At 53.2% G+C, this 19,920-nt stretch carries 13 protein-coding genes; 8 read left to right on the top strand and 5 right to left on the bottom strand.

Annotated features, from left to right (window positions below; translation table 11 throughout):
* Positions 1 to 64 precede the first annotated feature (64 nt).
* Positions 65 to 286 (top strand): helix-turn-helix domain-containing protein, encoded by a 222-nt coding sequence (locus VVR12_RS08340; RefSeq protein ID WP_368550736.1) that lies wholly within the window; start codon positions 65 to 67, stop codon positions 284 to 286.
* A 91-nt stretch (positions 287 to 377) separates the two neighbouring features.
* Here VVR12_RS08340 and purL read toward each other — a convergent pair whose 3' ends face one another.
* The 3 genes from purL to purS are packed head-to-tail and all read right to left on the bottom strand — an operon-like array spanning position 378 to position 3,780.
* Entirely contained in the window at positions 378 to 2,696 is a 2,319-nt protein-coding gene (gene purL / locus VVR12_RS08335; protein ID WP_368550735.1) for a phosphoribosylformylglycinamidine synthase subunit PurL, read from the bottom strand.
* A 34-nt stretch (positions 2,697 to 2,730) separates the two neighbouring features.
* Complete coding sequence (gene purQ / locus VVR12_RS08330; protein WP_368550734.1) at positions 2,731 to 3,528, bottom strand: phosphoribosylformylglycinamidine synthase subunit PurQ; 798 nt, start codon at positions 3,526 to 3,528, stop codon at positions 2,731 to 2,733.
* Positions 3,529 to 3,780, bottom strand: a complete 252-nt coding sequence (purS, locus tag VVR12_RS08325) for a phosphoribosylformylglycinamidine synthase subunit PurS (RefSeq protein ID WP_368550733.1) — start codon at positions 3,778 to 3,780, stop codon at positions 3,529 to 3,531.
* A gap of 205 nt (positions 3,781 to 3,985) precedes the next feature.
* Here purS and VVR12_RS08320 point away from each other — a divergent pair, with 205 nt between their 5' ends.
* Entirely contained in the window at positions 3,986 to 4,522 is a 537-nt protein-coding gene (locus tag VVR12_RS08320) for a DJ-1/PfpI family protein (protein ID WP_368550732.1), read from the top strand.
* 154 nt (positions 4,523 to 4,676) lie between these two features.
* Here the strand turns inward: VVR12_RS08320 and VVR12_RS08315 are convergent, their stop codons facing one another.
* Positions 4,677 to 6,647 carry a glycosyltransferase gene (locus tag VVR12_RS08315; protein WP_368550731.1) on the bottom strand — a complete coding sequence of 657 codons (1,971 nt, stop codon included), beginning with the start codon at positions 6,645 to 6,647 and terminating at the stop codon, positions 4,677 to 4,679.
* A gap of 99 nt (positions 6,648 to 6,746) precedes the next feature.
* On the opposite strand from VVR12_RS08315, the gene VVR12_RS08310 reads away from it, so the two are divergent.
* The 6 genes from VVR12_RS08310 to VVR12_RS08285 all read left to right on the top strand — a co-directional run bounded on the left by VVR12_RS08310 (position 6,747) and on the right by VVR12_RS08285 (position 18,757).
* Positions 6,747 to 8,441 carry a DUF6270 domain-containing protein gene (locus VVR12_RS08310; RefSeq protein WP_368550730.1) on the top strand — a complete coding sequence of 565 codons (1,695 nt, stop codon included), beginning with the start codon at positions 6,747 to 6,749 and terminating at the stop codon, positions 8,439 to 8,441.
* Between the two features lie 134 nt (positions 8,442 to 8,575).
* Positions 8,576 to 9,829 (top strand): UDP-N-acetyl-D-mannosamine dehydrogenase, encoded by a 1,254-nt coding sequence (wecC, locus tag VVR12_RS08305; RefSeq protein WP_368550728.1) that lies wholly within the window; start codon positions 8,576 to 8,578, stop codon positions 9,827 to 9,829.
* 57 nt (positions 9,830 to 9,886) lie between these two features.
* On the top strand, positions 9,887 to 14,458 hold the full coding sequence (locus VVR12_RS08300) for a glycosyltransferase (RefSeq protein ID WP_368550727.1): 4,572 nt from the start codon (positions 9,887 to 9,889) through the stop codon (positions 14,456 to 14,458).
* A gap of 10 nt (positions 14,459 to 14,468) precedes the next feature.
* Positions 14,469 to 15,416 (top strand): hypothetical protein, encoded by a 948-nt coding sequence (locus VVR12_RS08295; RefSeq protein ID WP_368550726.1) that lies wholly within the window; start codon positions 14,469 to 14,471, stop codon positions 15,414 to 15,416.
* Between the two features lie 12 nt (positions 15,417 to 15,428).
* The gene (locus VVR12_RS08290) at positions 15,429 to 18,059 is read left to right on the top strand and encodes a heparinase II/III family protein (RefSeq protein WP_368550725.1); all 2,631 of its coding nucleotides are present in this window, start codon (positions 15,429 to 15,431) and stop codon (positions 18,057 to 18,059) included.
* 2 nt (positions 18,060 to 18,061) lie between these two features.
* On the top strand, positions 18,062 to 18,757 hold the full coding sequence (locus VVR12_RS08285; protein WP_368550724.1) for a DUF6270 domain-containing protein: 696 nt from the start codon (positions 18,062 to 18,064) through the stop codon (positions 18,755 to 18,757).
* Here VVR12_RS08285 and wecB read toward each other — a convergent pair whose 3' ends face one another.
* Positions 18,758 to 19,897, bottom strand: a complete 1,140-nt coding sequence (gene wecB, locus VVR12_RS08280; protein ID WP_368550812.1) for a non-hydrolyzing UDP-N-acetylglucosamine 2-epimerase — start codon at positions 19,895 to 19,897, stop codon at positions 18,758 to 18,760.
* Between the last annotated feature and the right edge of the window lie 23 nt (positions 19,898 to 19,920).

Here is a 19,920-nt window from a genome sequence, read left to right as displayed (position 1 = left end):
CGTAGCCGGGATTTCGCACAAAAATCGGGAACTCGACGATCAGACCAAGGATGAAGGAGCTTCAATGACTGACAACAACACCATGCCCCTGGCAGAAGTCGCCGCCTTTCTGGGCGTCTCCGATTACACGGTGCTTTCCTGGGCCGAGGAGGGCGGGCTGGAAACCGCCGGTTCCCCGTTCGTCTTCACCCGGGCGTCCGTCATGGCGCTGAAGGAGAGCTTGGAGAACCGCAAGGCCACCTCGCGCGGGCTGATGACCGACTTCCACGAGGGATTTAACTCTTAAAAACCCGAGTTCCCGATTTCTGCACGATTTCCCTGCGCACAGCAGGGATTTCGCACAAAAATCGGGAACTCGCGGATCAGCGGGGGAAGGGCTAGCCCTGGGCCACCTCACCGAAGTGAGCGGCCAGTTTGCCCGACCACGACTCGCGCAGGGTGTCCAGCGTGATGGACGCCTCGCCCTGGATATCCAACGCACCGGAAGCCGCGTCTACCACGCCGATGCGGGCGTAGGGGAAGTTGCGGGCGGTGCACATGTCTTTGAAGCGGACCTCCTCGGAACGCGGCACCGAAACGACCACGCGACCCAGCGACTCCGAGAAGAGCAGGGTGAAGATGTCCAGGCCGTCACGCTCGGCGACCTCGCCCAGTCCCACGCGGGCGCCGACGTTGAAGCGCAGGCAGGCCTCGGCGAGAGCGGCCGCCAGACCACCGGCGGAGACGTCGTGGGCGGCGTCGATCATGCCGTCGCGGCTCATGTTGACCAGGATGTCGGCCAGTTCCTTCTCCTTGGCCAGATCCACCTTCGGCGGCTGGCCGCCCAGGTGACCCTTGTAGCGGGCCCACTCGGAGCCGTCCAACTCGTCGGCGGTGGTGCCGAGCAGGTAGATCGCCTGACCATCGTGGGTCGGCTGCCAACCGGACGGGGTGCGGCGGGTGACGTCGTCCATCACGCCGAGCATCGCGACCACCGGGGTGGGGTTGATGGCCTTGCCGGAGGTCTGGTTGTACAGCGAGACGTTACCGCCGGTCACGGGCACGCCGAGCTCCTTGCAACCGTCGGCGATGCCGCGTACGGCCTCGACGAACTGCCACATGACGTCCGGGTCTTCGGGCGAGCCAAAGTTCAGGCAGTCAGAGACCGCTGCCGGACGCGCGCCCACGGTTCCCACGTTGCGGTAGGCCTCTGCCAGGGAGGCACGCGCGCCTTCGTAGGGGTCGAGGTAGGTGAAGCGAGCGTTGCAGTCGGTGGCGATGGCCACGCCGGCGCCGGTTTCTTCATCCACGCGGATCACGCCGGAGTCATCCGGCATGGAGAGCGCGGTGTTGCCCTGCACGTAGCGGTCGTACTGGTTGGTGATCCAGGACTTGTCGCACATGTTTGCTGAGCCCATGAAGTCCACGATGGCCTGGCCCAGCGCCTCGCCGGTGGGGCGGGAGTCGTCTGCGGCAGAACCGGTGAAGTGGTTGGCCAGCAGTTCGTCCTGCCACTCGGGGCGGGCGTAGGGGCGCTCGTAGGTGGGTCCGTCGTGGGCGACGGTCTTGGGGTCGACGTCCACGATGACTTCGCCGTCCCACTCGATGACCAGGCGGCCGGTGTCGGTAACCTCGCCGAGGATCGAGTACTCGACGTCCCACTTGTGCATGATCTCTTCGAAGCGGGAGAGGTTCTCGGGGGTCACGACCGCCATCATGCGTTCTTGCGACTCAGACATGAGGATCTCACCGGGGGTGAGGGTTTCGTCGCGCAACAGCACCTTGGTCAGGTCGACGTGCATGCCGCCGTCGCCGTTGGAGGCCATTTCGGAGGTCGCGCAGGAGATGCCTGCCGCGCCGAAGTCCTGGATGCCCTCGATGACCTCGCCCTTGAACAGCTCGAGGCAGCACTCGATGAGCACCTTCTCGGCGAAGGGGTCGCCCACCTGCACGGCGGGGCGCTTGGAGGGCTTGGAGTCGTCGAACGATTCGGAAGCCAGCACGGACGCGCCGCCGATGCCGTCGCCACCGGTGCGGGCGCCGAACATGATGACCTTGTTGCCCACGCCCGAGGCGTTGGCCAGGCGGATGTCTTCGTGGCGCATGATGCCCACGGCCAGGGCGTTGACCAGCGGGTTAGCCTGGTAGCACTCGTCGAATTCGACCTCGCCGCCAATGTTGGGCAGGCCCAGCGAGTTGCCGTAACCGCCGATACCCGAGACCACGCCGGGCAGCACGCGGGCGGTGTCGGGGTGGTCGATGGCGCCGAAGCGCAGCGGGTCCATGACGGCCACGGGGCGGGCGCCCATGGAGATGATGTCGCGGACGATGCCGCCCACGCCGGTTGCCGCACCCTGGTAGGGCTCTACGTAGGAGGGGTGGTTGTGCGACTCGATCTTGAAGGTCACGGCCCAGCCGTTGCCGATGTTGATCACGCCAGCGTTTTCGCCGATGCCGACCATAAGGTCTTTCTTCATCTCGTCGGTGACCTTCTCACCGAACTGCTTGAGGTGAATCTTCGACGACTTGTAGGAGCAGTGCTCGGACCACATCACGGAGTACATGGCCAGCTCCGCCGCGGTGGGACGGCGGCCGAGGATCTTCACAATGTCGTTGAACTCGTTTTCTTTCAGGCCGAGCTCTGCCCAGGGAAGTTCGGTGTCTGGGGTGGCCGCTGCGTGCTCAACGGTGTCCAGGTTGAACTGCTTATCACTCATGTGTTTAGTCAATCCTTTGTGTTCGAGCAGGCGGTTACTTGCCGTTGACGATGGAGTTCAGCAACGAGGTGAACACGCCGATGCCGTCTGCACCGCCGCGCAACTCGACATCGCCGAAGCCCGAGGAGCTGGGGCCGAAGCCGGGCTCCACGGCGTGCTCGGGGTGGGGCATGAGACCCACGACGTTGCCGCGCTCGTTGGTGATGCCGGCGATGTCGTTGCGCGAACCGTTGGGGTTGAAGCCCACGTAGCGGAAGGCCACGCGGTTCTCTGCCTCGAGCATGTCGAGGGTCTTCTGGTCGGCGACGTACTGACCGTCTTGGTTCTTGAGCACCACCACGATCTCCTGGGACTTGTCGAAGTCGGAGGTCCAGGAGGTCTGGTTGTTTTCGATGCGCAGTACCTGGTCGCGGCAGATGAACTTGCGGTGGTCGTTCTTGATCATCGAACCGGGCAGCAGGTGCGACTCGGTGAGGATCTGGAAGCCGTTGCAGATTCCCAGCACGGGCAGGGCGGCCTCTGAGGTGGCGGCGGCGATGACCTCGGTCATCACGGGGGCCTTGGCGGCGATGGCGCCGGCGCGCAGGTAGTCGCCGTAGGAAAAGCCGCCGGGGATCACCACGGCGTCGACGTTCTTGAGGTCGGCGTCGTCGTGCCAGAGGGGCACGGCGGTGCCGCCGGCGAGCGTCACGGCGCGGGAGGCGTCCCGATCGTCGAGGGTGCCGGGAAAGGTGACCACGCCGACGCGTACGTCTTTGAGCGCGCTGTTGGTGGACGCCTGTGAGAAGTCGCCGACGAGGGGCACTTCGTTCGCAGCGAGTGATTCAGCCATTTACGCCTCCAGTACAGAAACGTTGACTACGTCTTCGATCACGGGGTTCGACAGGAGTTCTTCTGCCGCCTGGCGTGCCTCTTCCAGGAGTGCGTCGGTGACTTCGCCCTCCACGGTGAGTTCAAAACGCTTGCCCTGGCGAACGTCGGTGAAATTGTTCAGACCGATGCGGGGCAGTTCGTTGGCGATTGCCTTGCCCTGAGGGTCAAGAATCTCGGGCTTAAGCATGACATCAACTACAATACGGGCCATTTGGCAGGCACTCCTTGGGTGTGCAGTAACAACAATGTGGGCCGGTATTGATTCTAGCTCAAAGCGGGGTGACGACCCGGCGTGGACGTCGGTGGGCGGCGTTCGCGCGTTATGGCGCGGTCTAGGGCGGGGTGGTGCCGAGCGGGGGCGTCTCGTGTAGAGTTAATAGCAAGCATACTGAGCGTATTGAGAAAGGATGCTTGACATGGCAAAAGCACTGATTATTTCGACCAACTCCGGTGTGGAGACCGACGAGATCCTCAAGACCGGCAAGTTGCTGGCCGAAGCGGGCGTTGAGACCACCTTCGCCGCCGAAGAAAAGGGCGAGATCAAGACCCTGGTTCTGGATGAGAAGCCCGGTGAGTCCGGCGAGGCAACTGCCACCCTGGCAGAGGTTTCCGCAGACGATTACGACGTGCTGGTGGTTCCCGGCGGCACCCTGAACGCCGACAACCTGCGCATGAATTCAGACGCCGTGGCGCTCGTACAGGCCTTCACCCAGCAGAAGAAGGTCGTGGCCGGCATCTGCCACGCGGGCTGGCTGTTCATCAACGCGCACATCGTTGACGGCGTGAAGATGACCTCCATCCCCAACATCCGCACCGACCTCGGCAACGCGGGTGCCGAGTGGGAAGACTCCGAGGTCGTTGTCGACGACTCCAAGGGTTACACCGTGGTGACCTCGCGCAACCCCGGCGACATCGAGGCGTTCTCCGCCAAGATCGCTGAGCTCGCCAAGTAGGCTCTGCGCCTGCCGGCCAGATCGGCGAGTTCCCGATTTTTGTTCGAGTTCCCTGCTCTGCGCAGGGAACTCGCGCTTTAATCGGGAATTCGTGCGTTTTTCGGGAGTTCGCGGATCGGGCAACGGATCAGGCGGCAGTGCAAACCGCCGACCGTCAGACCAGCACGTTCTCCTCGCCCCGGCCGTAGAAGGCAACGACGCCGGTGCCCAGCAATTCCCGATCGCCGGCGTCCCAGGTGTGGGCGCCCGCCGCCGAGCGTAGTTGCATGAAGTTGAAGCGGTCTGCTGAGTAGATGGAACCACCCGAGGCGGTGACCCGGCGCAGAAAGTCGGTGTCTTCCCCGCGCCCCAGGGAGCCGAAGGGGTGGGCCTCGAACACCTCACGCGAACCGGTGATGGTCGGGCCCATGATGAACGAGGTCCAGCGGTGTTCGCGTTCGGGGCTGCGGAGCAGGGTCAGCCCCATGCCCTCCAGGTGCATGTAGTGCGCCTGCTTGCCCACGACGTCCGCCCCGGAGAAGCGGCGGGCGAAGAGTAGGTCGCGCAGATAGTCGGGGCCGTAGAGGTCGTCGTCGTCGATCTTGGTGAGCACCGCCCCACTGGCGGCACCCACGAGTCGGTTGAGGCACTCCCCCAGCGGCACGTCGGCGGAGGCGTTGAGGAGGTTCAGGTTCTCTAGCCCCAGCTCGGCGGCCTGCGCGCGCAGTTCGGCGTCGGACGCCTCGAAGCCGTGGGTGAGCAGGTTGAGTTCTACGTCTACACCTTTGAAACCGGCCACGGTTTGTAGCACGTTCTCGAGCTGGTGCGGCCGGTTCGTGGAGACCAACGCCGAGACGCTCGGCAGCGCGGTTTGCGATGTGAAGGGCACTCCGGCGGCGGTCAGCACCTGTTCGGCGCGGTGGGTGTAGGTGTGCCCCTCCCAGATTTTGCGCTGGGCCAGGTGCACGGTGCGGGAGTTAAGTTCGGGCGAGCGCACCAACCCGCGCAACACGCCCTGAGCTTCTTCGGGGGTGTCTACGACGGGCACTTCGTCGCCGGTGAAGTAGTTGGGGATCGCGGCGGAGCGGGTGGTGACCACGGGCGTGCCGGAGGCGGTGATTTCGAAGACGCGGCGGGCGCACATCGAGGGTGAGTCCACCACCGAGTTGACGTTGAGAAAGACCTTAAAGGCCTTGTAGGCGGTGAGCATTTTGTTGTAGCTCAGGGAGCCGACCACGCGGTCGCCGAGGGTTCCGGGGAACTGGTAGCGGGCGTCGTCGCCGAGAAAGCGGGAGAAGATCTCGAGGCCGCGTTCCATCTTGGGTGAGACGGCTTCGGCGGCGCCGAGCAGGAATTCCATCTGCTCGCGGCGTTCGGGGAATTTGTGGGCGAAGTACATGCCAGCGAAGGCGATGTCGCGGTCGTGGTAGCCGTGTTGCGGACGGATGGGGTTGTGTATTGCGTCTTGGGCGGCGAAGGCTAGCGGAAAGACGTTCTCGTGGCCGAGTTCTTCGCGGTAGTCAGGGATTTTGTTGGAGTCCGAGGTGAAGACGGTGTCGAAGAGCGCGGCAGTGGCGAGGAAGTCGTGAAAGTGCGGCGGGTCTTCTTTGTTCCAGAAGACGGTGGGGATGTTTTGCGCGCGGCAGTGGGCGATCATCTCGCGCAGCGCGGGCGAGGGGGCGTTGTTGCCGGTGAGCTGGTATTGCCAGGCGCCGTGGTTGCCGTTCCAGGCGGATTCGATGAAGATCAGGTCTAGGTCGGTGACCTGGTTGGGCCAGTCGGTGGGGGTGAGTTCGACGATGGTGAATTCGTTGCCCCAGGCGGCCAGCGAGAAGTCGTCGAGGATCACGCCTACGCGGACGCCGGCGTGTCTGGGTGCGCGTTCGACGGGGTTGAGTTCGGGGAAATCGAGGTGCAGGCGGCCGTGGCGGGTGGTTTCGATGGCGAGGCCTCGCCGCTGGGGTTTATGGGTAGGACGCGACGGTGCGGATGTTGTTCCCGCAGGCAGGGCCGGTGTTCCGGAACTACGTGTGGCGGCTTTTTCGCGCCGCAGGTGTTCTCTCAGTTGAGGGACGCCGCCGTCCCGGAGGTGCCATAGCGCGCGGCGGATGTCGGCAGGGAGTTGGGTGATTGGTTTGTGAGGCACGGATCTACTTTCGGGGAGTGCGCAGATTCTGGGGGTCGTTGCTACTAATGTAGCTGGTAGTGTTTGCACGCGAAACTTTTGCCCCGAAAGGATCCCCCGTTGAGCAAACCCATTCGCACCTTTATCTATGGCTCCTGTGTATCTCGCGATACGATCGCCGCGGCGCGCCCTGGCGAGTTCGAGATCGTGGGGTATGTGGCGCGCCAGTCGCTGATTTCGATGGCTCGTAATGCCTTTGATTCCTGGCCGGAGGGTTTTCGGTTGGAGTCGAACTTCCAGCAGCGAGTGGTGCAGGGTGACTGGTTGGGTAACGCGTGGTGGGTTATCCCGAACAACAAAGACATTATTGATCTTCTACTTCTCGACCTCACGGACGAAAGGTTCGGCGTTTATAAACGAGACGAGTCTTCAATTATTACCCGAAGCATCGACATGATGGGGACTGACCTTGAGCACGTAGCAAAAAACTTTGAGTTGCTACCATTTGGCTCCGACAAGCATCTAGATCTGTTTGAAGAATCGGTTACTAAGTTCTCCCTACTATTAAAGTTGCTTGGACTTTTCGAGAAGACCCGGGTCCTGCGAGTGCCGTGGGCATCAACCACCGAGAATCGTCAACCCACCCCGGCCAGTTTGGATCTCACGGCCGAGCACGCCAACGAAATCTTTCCCCGGTACTTTGCGGTGTTGGAAAAACTGGGATTTCAGTTCATCGATGTGCCCATAGACCAGCTCCACGCATATTCCTCCCATCAGTGGGGCGTGGCAGCTTTCCACTACACCCCGGCGGTCTATGAGTCGATACTCGAACAATTGCGGGGCGAACACCCCGCAGAAGTCGAGACGTCGGTGGCGAGTAACGAGGACGAGAAACCTCAAGCTCTCCGCAAGGATTATGCCCGTATTAGCGCCATGCACACGCAGTGGTCTTCTGTAGATGAGTTCTTAACGGCAGATCTACACGTGAACGGTGTGCACACTATCCAGGTGGGTGAGTCCACGGTTGAGTTCTACTTACAGGGTCAGCCGTTACAAAACGAACAGACTATGATCCCGGTGTTCTTCTCAGGTGCCGTAACCGACCGTGCCACTAAGCAACCGCCGTTCTTCAGCGGATACGGTATTTCACAAGCAATCGGCACACCTTTTATTGCCCTGTCTGACCCGTTAGTTGATGCCCATGCCGACGTAAATATCGCCTGGTACGCAGGATCTATGGGCTCTGACCTCCAGGGTGAGCTAGCACGTTTCTTCACCGGTATACACGAGCGGTTCGGTAAAGAATTGTTGATGGTTGGCGGATCTGCTGGTGGGTTCGCCGCGCTCCAATATGCCCACCGCGTGGGTAGAGGAGCGAGCGCGTTCGTGTGGAACCCTCAAACGGATATCACCCAGTATTACGAATCTTTCGCAAAGCGGTTCCTCAAAGTCGCCGGTGTTTCGGAAGACATTCTCGCCACCACTGATTGGAAGGATCACGCTAAAGAAGCTCTGCGTGGTCGTTTGAACCTTGAATTACCATCTCCGGATGAACTTCTCGCCATGAATAAACTGTTGATCATTCAAAATGAGAGCGACTGGCATCTAAAGACCCATCTCATGCCATGGTTAAACCCCTCTGGCTGGCCTCGAGAAGAACAACAAGGGGCTACATTTTATGTGGCGGATGAAGACCATCTGGTTGCTGTCGGCGATTTTGCGGAGGGTCACAGTCCCTTGCCTCCTGTCGTCATCAAGATGGTTCTTTCTTCGCTACTCTCATCACAATCTACGGTGAAAGACACCGTCATGTGAGTCCCTACCTATAAATGTTAGCTTGGGTTACTCAAGTTTGAAGGACATACCAAGTAAGCCCCTTCCACACCGCTCCACCGCGATATAGTGGACAAGAAACGACATATATCCCCATTTTGCTGAGAAAGTCAAACATGTCTACCCCAACTGTTGCTTTTGTCGGCCTTGGTTACATCGGTCTCCCCACCGCTGTCATCATGGCGAACCACGGCCTGAAGGTCACCGGCGTCGATATCAATTCCACCAACGTAGAACGCATTAACCGCGGTGAGGTCACCATCGTTGAACCGGGCCTGGAGGAACAGCTCCAGCAGGCCATCAACAGCGGTAACCTGAAGGCCACCACCGAGATGGTGCACGCCGATGTGTACGTCATCGCCGTGCCCACTCCGTTCAAGGAGAACTACGAGGGCGATCTTTCGTTCATCATGTCTGCGGCCGAGAACATCGCTCCGCAGTTGCAGGGTGACGAGCTGATCATTCTTGAGTCCACTTCTCCCCCGCAGACCACACAGAAGCTGGCTGCGAAGATCCAGGAGCTCCGCCCCGACCTCATTGCAGACGGCCAGGAGAACCCCGAGGGTAAGCCGGTTATCTACTTTGCATACTGCCCTGAGCGCATCCTGCCGGGTAAAGCGATGGAAGAGCTCATCACCAATTCGCGCATTATCGGCGGTCAAACGCCCAAGGCCACAGAGATCGCAACCCAGGTCTACGGTGCGTTCTGCACCGGTGAGCTGGCAGCTACCGATGATGTCACCGCGGAGATGGCCAAGCTGACCGAAAACTCCTTCCGTGATGTCAACATCGCTTTCGCTAACGAGCTATCCCTGATCTCTGACAAACTGGGCATCGACGTGTGGGAATTGATTAACCTCGCTAATAAGCACCCGCGCGTGAATATCTTGCAGCCGGGGCCTGGTGTGGGCGGGCACTGCATCGCTGTGGATCCCTGGTTCATTGTCTCCGCTGACCGCGAGAACTCGAACCTCATCCGAACTGCACGCGAAGTCAACGACGGTAAGCCGGAATGGGTCATCAACAAGGTCAAAGACGCTGTGGCGTCTAATCCCGAGCCTGTGGTGGCTGCCCTGGGTCTGGCTTTTAAACCCAACATCGATGATCTCCGCGAATCCCCCGCGCTGGACATAACCTTGCGCCTGGCGAATGAATTCTCCCACGGCGCTGTGCTCGCCGTAGAGCCTAACGTTTCTACTCTGCCCAAGAAATTCGAGGGCGTGGGGAACGTCGAGTTTGCTCAATATGAGGATGCGATCGAGCGTGCAGATGTGGTCGTTCTCCTTGTAGACCACGATGAGTTTAAATCGGTTCCCGCAACTGCGCTGGCAGGCAAACATGTCGTCGACACCAAGGGCCTCTGGCGATAATCCCCTATTATTCAATCCCCGCACTTAAACCTTTGTACATAGAGGAGTAACAGTCTGATGCATCCAGACGAGTACCGTTCCCCCCTTATTCTCGAACAACAAAAGCTCAACGAATTTGTTTCAGACCCTCCCGCGCTAAAGTCTAAGTACGAAGGTTTAATTGCGCGGGACAAAGCCAATCGCAATAAGCTCAAAGAGCTAGATAAGCTCAAAATGCAGTTGATTCAACAGCAGAAAGAGTTGCGGGAGTTACGGGAGCAAGAGCAAGACCTTACTCGTCGGCTTGGGTCTGCAGTAGCGTCTGTTGAAGCCTATCGAGAATTAACCAAAAGGCTCAAAGATGACCTGAGTAGGTTACGAGGTTCTAAGGCGCTTCGGGCGAGTCGCGCTCTACAGTCTGTGGCAAAGAAGGCTAAGGACTCACGTCAACACGTGAGTAATTTGCTACATCATGGTGACATCGCATCTGTACAAGAACCGATTAAAGAAGAAAATTCATCGTCGTTGTCGAAGGAAGGCGGGCTCCCCGCCGCCTATAAGGTGCCTACTATAACGCCGGTGATTTCTCAGTCCTCTGCGTCTTCCCACCTTTCTGCTGCAACTGCAAATAAACCAGTCAAACCAGCTGTAAAAAAGTTGAGCCAGCTTAGCACTGATGAGTTGATTGAGATATTCGAAGCAACTCCCAATGCTCAGACGCTTCACAATGTCATCAACCGTATGTGGTACGGATTAGGTGAAATCGTACGCCCCGCTCAATTAATTGAACAGCACCCTGAGCTTTATTCAAAACTAAACAAAAACCAACAGACTCTTGCCGATATGATCGTTGGTGAGTATCGGTTCTTGCTTTCTGAGGCACCTATACCTACTCGTTCCCGGGGAGTGGCTTACACCAGTGAGCCGAACCGAGTAATGTATTGTGTCCACTCCACCCCGGTCTTCAATTCAAATGGTTACTCAACCCGAACCCGCGGCATAGCGATGGGTCTAGCTAGTGTTCATGCAGACATCGTGGTAGTTGGACGTGCGGGTTATCCTTGGGATACCAAGGCCGACGTCGCCAAGCCCGTTAAGATGCACCGGTATGTTTCGGAATTGGATGGAGTGCAGTACTCGCACTTACCAGGGGAAAGTCTGAATACCACTCCGATAGATCGATACATCCTACAGGCCGCCGACGCCTTTGTACGTGAAGCCCGTTTGCTACGCCCCAGCATCATCCAATCAGCCTCCAATTACAAGACCGCATTGCCGGCATTAATTGCGGCGCGCCGTCTAGGTGTACCGTTCGTATACGAGGTACGAGGGCTCTGGGAGGTTACCCAGGCATCCCAGCACAAAGTACCTGCCGAATGGATGGCCACGGAACGATTCCAGCAAATAGCAACAGCTGAAGCTTTGGTAGCTCAAGAGGCCGACGTAGTCCTGGCGATCACACGCCAGGTAGCGGAGGAACTCGTTAATCGTGGTGTCGATCCCGAGAAGATCCAATTGGCCCCCAACGCAGTAGATACCCATGAGTTTTTGCCGCTACCTACGGACATGGAATATGCCGCAAAACGTAAAATCCGTACCGACGTACCTGTAATTGGTTTTGCCGGTAGCATGGTCGCCTATGAAGGCCTCGACCTGCTTCTCCGTGCTTCTAAAGTCCTAAACGATCGCAACGTAGAGCACCAGGTAGTACTAGCTGGTTCCGGTACAGAAATGGAACGGTTGAAAGCTCTACGGGATGAATTAAAACTCAACCATGTCCATTTTCTTGGACGTCTACCTATCCACGAGATACCGCGTTTACTGAGCACATTCAGCATAATGCCCTGCCCCAGAACGTCCCTACCGGTGACTGAATTAGTTTCACCTCTCAAGCCTCTAGAGTCCTTCAGCTCGGGGAAAGCGGTGGTACTCTCTGACGTGGCACCGCATATAGATTTATCAGGAGAAGGCAAACGTGCGTTGCTCTTCAAGGCAGGCGACGTCGATGACTTAGCGCATCAGTTGGAACTGCTCATCAAAAATGAAAAGCTCTCTGTTGACTTAGGTCGAGCCGCACGTTTGTGGACAGTTGATGAGCGTACTTGGAGTGCCCTTGGCTCAACTATAGTTGCGGCACACCGGACCGCCGAAAAGAACTATGCCGCATCAGTGAATGAATCCGCACAACGTGCGCTCTCTGACCTAACCGTAGGTTTGATTGCCGATGAATTCACCTCATCTACCTTGGCAGCATCATTCTCCGTAGTTCCTCTGGGCAAGAGCCAATGGCATGAGCAGCTCATTAGCGAAAAACTCGATTTTATCTTCATCGAGTCCGCATGGAAGGGTAATAAAGGTGAATGGACACGAGGAGTTGGAGATTACGGGCCAGAAGAGAATAGCGACATTTTCGAGCTGATCGATCGAGCCCGCGAGCTGAAAATCCCCACTATCTTCTGGAACAAGGAAGATCCGGTGCACTTTAACCGGTTCCAAAAGACCGCCGTTCGTTGCGATCACATCTTTACCACCGATGCGAATATGGTGGGATCTTATCTTTCAAATCCTTTGTGTGAGTCTAAGACCGCTTCGACGTTGCCATTCTATGCTCAACCAAGAATTCATAATCCACTTGAGGGGGCTCTTCCATATGAAGATTCGGTGGCCTATGCCGGCACATATTATGGCGACCGCTATAAGGAGCGCTCCAAGCAGCTGAGAAATTTACTCACTACTGCGAGGCCCTACAAGCTTGCAATATATGATCGTCAGCTGGCTGTGGAGAACTCCCCCTACCATTTCCCTGCAGAATTCCAACAAGATATTAAGGGCGTTCTTCCCTACAATCAGATCATCGATTCATATAAGGCGCACCTGGCACAAATAAACGTTAATTCTGTGACCGATTCGCCCAGTATGTTCTCGCGCCGCGTGGTAGAAATCGCAGCATCTGGTGGTCTCGTACTTTCTGGGCCTGGTCGTGGTATCAGCGAAACTTTTGGTTCGGCTATTCCCGCTACAAACGATAGTGCTACATGGCGGGCGCTCCTGCACGATTGGAAGAACAATCCAGTCTCTCGTGTGCAAGAGGCATGGCTACAGTTACGTACCGTGTATCGAGCGCATACGATAGACACTGCGCTAACGATTTTAGCTCGTACCGTGGGCCTCAACGTTACCGCTACCCAGCTAGATCCTTATGCCGTTGTTCTTAAGTCTGATGCATCTGCAGTAGTGAACTCCCTCAAGACCCAGTCGGTCCAGGCTTATGGAGTTGTAATCCCTGAAGGATTGAACAACCAAGAGCTGCTGGAAGATCTAAAGAATGCGGATTTGAAGGTACTTTCGAGTGTCTCTGATCTTCCTAATGATATATGGGTAGGTGAGCTTGAGGCCCCTGTCTCAAGAACTCACTTTGAAGACCTCTTGCTACCTTCTCGGTTTGGTGAGTGGAACCTAGTTACATATCAGACAGCAACCAATGCTCATATTGGACGTCCGTTGGCATGCAAAAAGGACTATGCAGTAGGTGACAACATTGGGCTCATACGGGCTGATCGATATGCGCAAGAACGCCAGCTTCCCGAAGATGACCGTGCTGTCCAGTTATTGTTTCCGGCATTCGCACCGGTTGAAGTGCAGCCGATCGAGGCGGAGTCGATTGAATCAGACCTGAGCAAACTCGCCACAAAGACCATCTTGATTGCTGGGCATGATCTTAAATTCGCCAACGGAATCATTCACGAACTCCACGGTTTAGCTCGGGAAGTACTTGTCGATGAGTGGGAGAACCATGCGCACCATGATGAAAAGAAGTCGCTGGAACTGCTAAACAGAGCCGATATCGTATTCTGTGAATGGGGACTGGGCAACGCAGTCTGGTATTCAAAGAAGATTCAGCCGCACCAGAAGTTATATGTAAGAGTACATTCTCAAGAATTACGCAGAGGTTACTTGAAGCGGATTGATCATGAGAATGTAGAGAAATATATATTCGTCGGCGAGCTTATTAGAAAAGCTGCTACGGTCAGTCATGGAATACCTGCAGAAAAAACTATAGTTATACCCAACGCTGTAGATGTTCCCCAACTTAGGCAACCGAAACACCCAGGGGCAGAGTTCAACATCGGCTTGGTAGGGATCGTAGCACAGCCAAAGAGACTTGATAGAGCTCTTGATTTATTGGAAGAACTACACAAAGTAGATTCCAGATACAGACTTTATATCAAGGGAAAACAGCCCTCAGACTACCCATGGATGTTGAACAGACCCGAGGAAATGGAGTTTTATAACCAGCAGTACAAACGTATCGACCAAATCAATCGGAGAAACCCCGAATCCATCGTATTTGATGGATATGGATCAGATATGTCCGAATGGTACAGGAAGATCGGTATCGCACTTTCAGTAAGTGACTTTGAATCTTTCCATTTTACTCTAAGCGACGGGGCCGCCTCAGGGGCGCAACCTGTTTCCTTAGCTTGGCCTGGCTCTGATCTAATCTATCCCCGTACGTGGTTACATAGCAACACACATGAAGTTGCTACAAAAATTCTGACTAAAAATTATGACAAAACTGCAGCAGCATACGTAGAGCGGAATTTTGCGAGTTCCAACGTGTTGCATGAAGTGTGCAAAGCAATATTGTGAGTAACGGTCGATGAATATAGAACTGATAGAACGGGATTATCGCCGATGGGCCAAATGCCGCACAGAATGGTATAGCTTCGAAGAATTTATAAATAGTAAATATATCTCTGATGGCGTCCACACAATTCAACTTGGAAAAACAACATTTGAACTTTTTTCATCAGGCCACCCTTTCAACAACAATCAATATGAGAATATCCCTGTATTCTTCTCTGGCGCTGTATCAAGAAGAGACAAATTAATACCTCCTTTTTTTAGCGGGTTGAGTCTTGGGAAAGATCTCGGCGTACCTTTTATTGCCATATCCGACCCACTAGTAGATCAACATTCTCAAATCGGCTTAGCTTGGTATACGGGATCCGTAGATCACTGGTTTCAAGGTTTACTCGCAAAATTTTTCCAGCAGCTTAATATCAAAAAGCATAAAAAATTCTTTTTCGTAGGTGGCTCCGGAGGGGGATTCGCGGCTCTGTACCAGAGTCCCAGAAACCCTACCATATCTAGTTGTTTGACCTGGAACCCACAAACATCTATTTTTAAATATTGGGAAAACCATGTAAAAAAATATCTAAGGTACGCAGGAATACCCGGCAGCATCCTAGAAAAGAAAAACTGGATAGAAGATACTCGCAATTGGACTTCCAGAAAGATTGCTTTTGACCTTCAAAGCCCGGACAAGATTTTTCGAAATAACAAACTATTATATTTACAGAATAAATCTGATTGGCATGTCCAAGAGCATCTTGAGCCCTGGCTAGGCAATAAAGAGTGGACAGCACAAGGTGCGAAAGGTCCTAAAATATTTGCCCACGACAGCATGCACATTATAGTTCAAGCAGATTTTGCAGAAGGACACGCTCCTGTACCGACTCCTACTATACTCAACGCCTTACGATCACTTATAGTAGATAATAATTCTGTAGATCAAACTGTAAATAAACTACTAGATCAAAAGTGAAAATATTTTGCCATGGATAAAATCAAATTAGTAATAGATCGCTTCATCTCATTTGACTCTTCTCAAGATGCTAACGAACGGCTACGGCGATTCGTGGAGCGTAAAGAACTGAAGATTGGTTCACTCGATTATATGAGTTATAAGTGTGAACCCTTATGGGATAGTACTCTAAGTCGCAGTGTTTCTCGACAGACCCATGGTTTTATATTTCTTTCATGCGTATTCGGTCAACTACATACACTAGGAACTGAAGAGCAAAAAATTCTAAGTGACCGTCTGATTCACCTTATTTCCTATTGGAAGAACCTCGATAAGTCTCACCATGATATGGCTTTTCATGATGAAACAACCGCCCAACGAGTTATTAATTTATCCGGTCTGGTATATTATTTCAAAGGTATTAGTGATGAGATAATAGATACATGCATGCAAATTATCCAGTCGGATATAGAATTATTAAAGAGTGAGAATTTTTATGCTGGATTAAATAATCATGGAATGTTTCAAGACATATCCATTTTGACAGCTATAAATATATTAAACTTCGCACCTGAAGCAGAGTCCCTTGAACAACTCGCTCTCAGTAGATTAGAAAAATACTTTAGCTCTTGCTTTACCACTGAAGGAATTCACACCGAAAACACTCCTTCTTATCATTTAATGGTTAGTAAATATTTAAAGTATATCTTAGAATATACAAAGAATGGGGGTTCGGGCATTTCAAGAAAATTACAAGATCTCTTAGACTCTGCGGAAATCTATGCCGCACATTGTTTGACACCATCCGGTTACTTTCCTCCCATGAGTGACACCGACCATAAAAAAGTGCTCTCTGGTCAAGCATTAAACACCTACAGGCAAGGATACTTGCAATATTCCATATCTCACGGAGCACAAGGAAAAGAACCTAGTAGCTTACATTACATTGCTCCTCTGTCCGGCTACGCTATGTTACGCAGCGATTGGTCTGAAGATGCAACATACTTTAATTTTGCCTGCGCTTATAATGCAGATTATCATAAGCACCCCGACGAAAATAATATTTACCTACAGCACGACGGACATGAAATAATCCGCGAGGCAGGCCCTTTCGGATATGACAGGCAAAACAAGTTTACTAAATTCGGATTTTCCAGCCGTGCTCACAACACTCTTCTCGTGGATGGCATAGGCCTCCCCCGTACTGATCAAAAATCTAACCAATCATTTCTTGAAAATATATCTGACGAGAATATTTTTAGGGTTAGAGGCAAGACTACAAGGTTTAGGGATGTTGACTGGTCAAGGTGTATTTCAATTGATGATTATGATTTTAAAAATAACATACGTATTGAAGACACCATCACTTCTCTGCACGAGCATACTTACACTTTGATCTGGCACCTTGGGGCGGGTCTAAAACCCTTTTTGACAGGTAACGTTATAGAGGTACTTTCTTCAGAAAACCAGAAACTTGCCGAGCTCATATTTGAAGGATCCCCTATTTCTGAGATACGTCTTTTAAATGGCCAGGAACGGCCCTATGTACAGGGGTGGGAATTCCCAGAAATGGGAAAACGTCAACGTTCTTATACTGTCGAGTTAGATATCGTAGGTTCCAAGGCTATTCTTAATACAGAAATAAGACTCAATAACTTTTTACTTGACCAACACACTTCTGCCGAACATAATATCTGGTCTACATATTTTGGCGAGAAACCTGTCAACTATCATTTTGAAGATTCCAAAACATTTAATCCAAAAGGTTTAATTGTCATATTTTCCGCAATCCTTCCGAAATGGAGTTTTACATACAATTATCGTAATACTCTTAGTGATTCTTCTGATTATCATAAATTATATATTTTAGATTCTTTCGGAGACCAAGGGTCTTATTACATAGGTAATGGAAGAAATCTAGCCGAATTACGCTCCGTTCAAGGCTTAATAGCTGAGACAAAAAATAAGTTCAACATAAGTAATCAAAAGGTCATTTGTGTAGGGTCTTCTAAAGGCGGCAGTGCTGCCATCATCCATGGATTGATTAGTGGTGCTCATGAGATAGTAGTAGGTGCTCCGCAATACAGAATTGGTTCTTTCCTCAAAACACCCCACCCTAATATACTAGAGTACATCACTGGAGGCACCGCCGATTCTGATGTTGCTTGGCTTGATAACTTCATACCCAAATTACTATCTTCTTACCCACCTATACCAAAATTTACAATTTTAGTAGGGCGTGAAGATCACCATTATAAGAATCATATTATTCCATTAGTGGACCGTTTGAATCAACTTGGCTTTTCAAACGACTTTTTCCTTCTTCCCTCAGCCCCCCATAGCGATATAGGCAAAGTATTCACTCAATATTTGAATACCCGATTTACTCCAAGTAGTGAGCTTCCGGATCCTATTTATGCCTATTACGACAATAATTCAAAAAAGATCTTTAGCTCTCTATTTCATGCGGATCCTAAATATTTCTATGCATTTAGACTGTTTAAGGATGGTTCTCTAATTTCTAGCACGAAGTATGGCCACTCATCATCTCACTCTTGGGATATTTCCGAATCTGGCTCATACCGTGTACGTATATATAAGCGTGAATTCATGCAACAAGACCCAGTTGCACGTACATCTATCACCGTAAAGGTTAAAATCTGAAAATGAAAAAGAGTATTTTCATTTATGGTTCATGTGTCAGTCGAGACGTCATCAGAGTAAATAATGATTTATTCGATCTAATCGATTACTATGCTCGATCCTCATGGATTAGTGCTAGTTCAGATAGAATCCGTTTCCCAGCCGATAAGAGCCGTTTAGAATCCAATTTTCAAAATCGGATGCTTCAGAGAGACTTCATGTCTATGGCTTTTTCAGCACTAAGAGATAAGGTAGCCGACTTCTATCTACTCGATCTTGTTGATGAAAGATTTGGGGTCTTTCCTACTGCTAATAGCTACATTACTCAAATCAACGAGCTTAATCGTTCAGGCCTTCTTAAGCACATAACCCACGATGCTCTAGTAGAATTTGGATCAGACGTTCATTTTGAGTTATTCCGTAAATCTGCTTTAGAAAACCTTGATTTACTCACTAGAAGCAACCTTTATGTGATTCAGCATCGTTGGGCTGATACCTCTTTGGAGAGGAACGATGTTCCCCTCCAACTTGGACGCACTTCCCAAGAGTGGCAGGATTTGTATGAGAGGTACTTTAATCTGCTTCGGAACCTAAACATCAATATAATCTCTGTACCCGATTATTTATGCATTTCTACAATTAATCACAAATGGGGTTTGGCCCCTTTTCATTATATTGATGACTTTTACACCTATGTGGCTACAACTTTGCTGAGTTAACTATGAAAAGTTCTTGATTCTTTTACCCACGCCAAACAGCTCCTCCAGCGCCGCCACCGTTCGCTCTGCGGCCTTGCCGTCGCCGTAGGGGTTGACCGCGTTGGCCATGCGGGCAAAATGTTGCTCATCCTCGACCAAGGCGGAAACCTCGTCCACAATGCGGTCGTAATCGGTGCCGATCAGGCGTACCGTACCCGCCTTCACGGCCTCGGGGCGCTCCGTATTCTCGCGCATCACCAACACCGGCTTACCCAGGCTTGGAGCCTCCTCCTGCACCCCACCCGAATCGGTGAGTACAATGCGAGAAGCCTTCAACAGGTGCGTGAACTCGGCGTAGGCCACGGGCTCAGTCACCAGAACGTTCTCCAGACCCTCCAGGTGCGGCAAAACAGTCTCGCGCACCAGCGGGTTCTTATGCGCGGGCAACACTACCTGATAGTGCGGGTACTTCTGAGCCAACGTAGCCACCGCACGGCCAATGTTCTCCATCGAAGAACCCAGGTTCTCGCGGCGGTGCGTGGTCACCAAAATCACCGGCTTGTCGGCGCCCAGGGCCTCCCCCAGTTTCGGGTCAGAGAACTCCACCGGGCGATCCACCGCCTCCAACAGCGCGTCAATCACCGAATTACCCGTCACCACGATGTCGGCCTCCGGCAGGTTCTCACGCAGCAGGTTCGCCTTCGACTCCGCCGTAGGGGCCAAGTGTAACTTCGTAATCTGGCTGGTCAGCTTGCGGTTAGCCTCCTCTGGGAACGGTGAATTAATATCACCCGAGCGCAGACCGGCCTCCACATGCACCACCGGAATCTGCCGGTTAAACGCGGCCACCGCCGCGCCCATCACCGTCGAGGTATCACCCTGCACGATCACCGCGTCCGGCTCGAACTCCGCGTAAATCTCATCGATACCGGCGATCACCTTGGCCACAATGCCGTTGAGCGTCTGGTTCTTGCTCATAATGTTCAGGTCGCGCACCGGCTTGATATCGAACAGCTCGTTGACCTGATCCAGCATCTCGCGGTGCTGACCGGTCACCACCGGGATTGACTCGAACTTATCTGAGGCCTCCAGCGCCTTGATAATGGGAGCGACCTTGATAGCCTCCGGGCGGGTGCCGTAGACCGTCATGATTTTCTTGATCGTCATCAGGGGAATTCCTTCGG

It is taken from the genome of Rothia sp. LK2588, from assembly GCF_040946465.1.
In the GTDB taxonomy this organism is placed as follows: Bacteria; Actinomycetota; Actinomycetes; order Actinomycetales; family Micrococcaceae; genus Rothia.
Note: the sequence above shows the minus strand (reverse complement) of the source record. Positions and strands in the feature narration are given on the sequence as shown.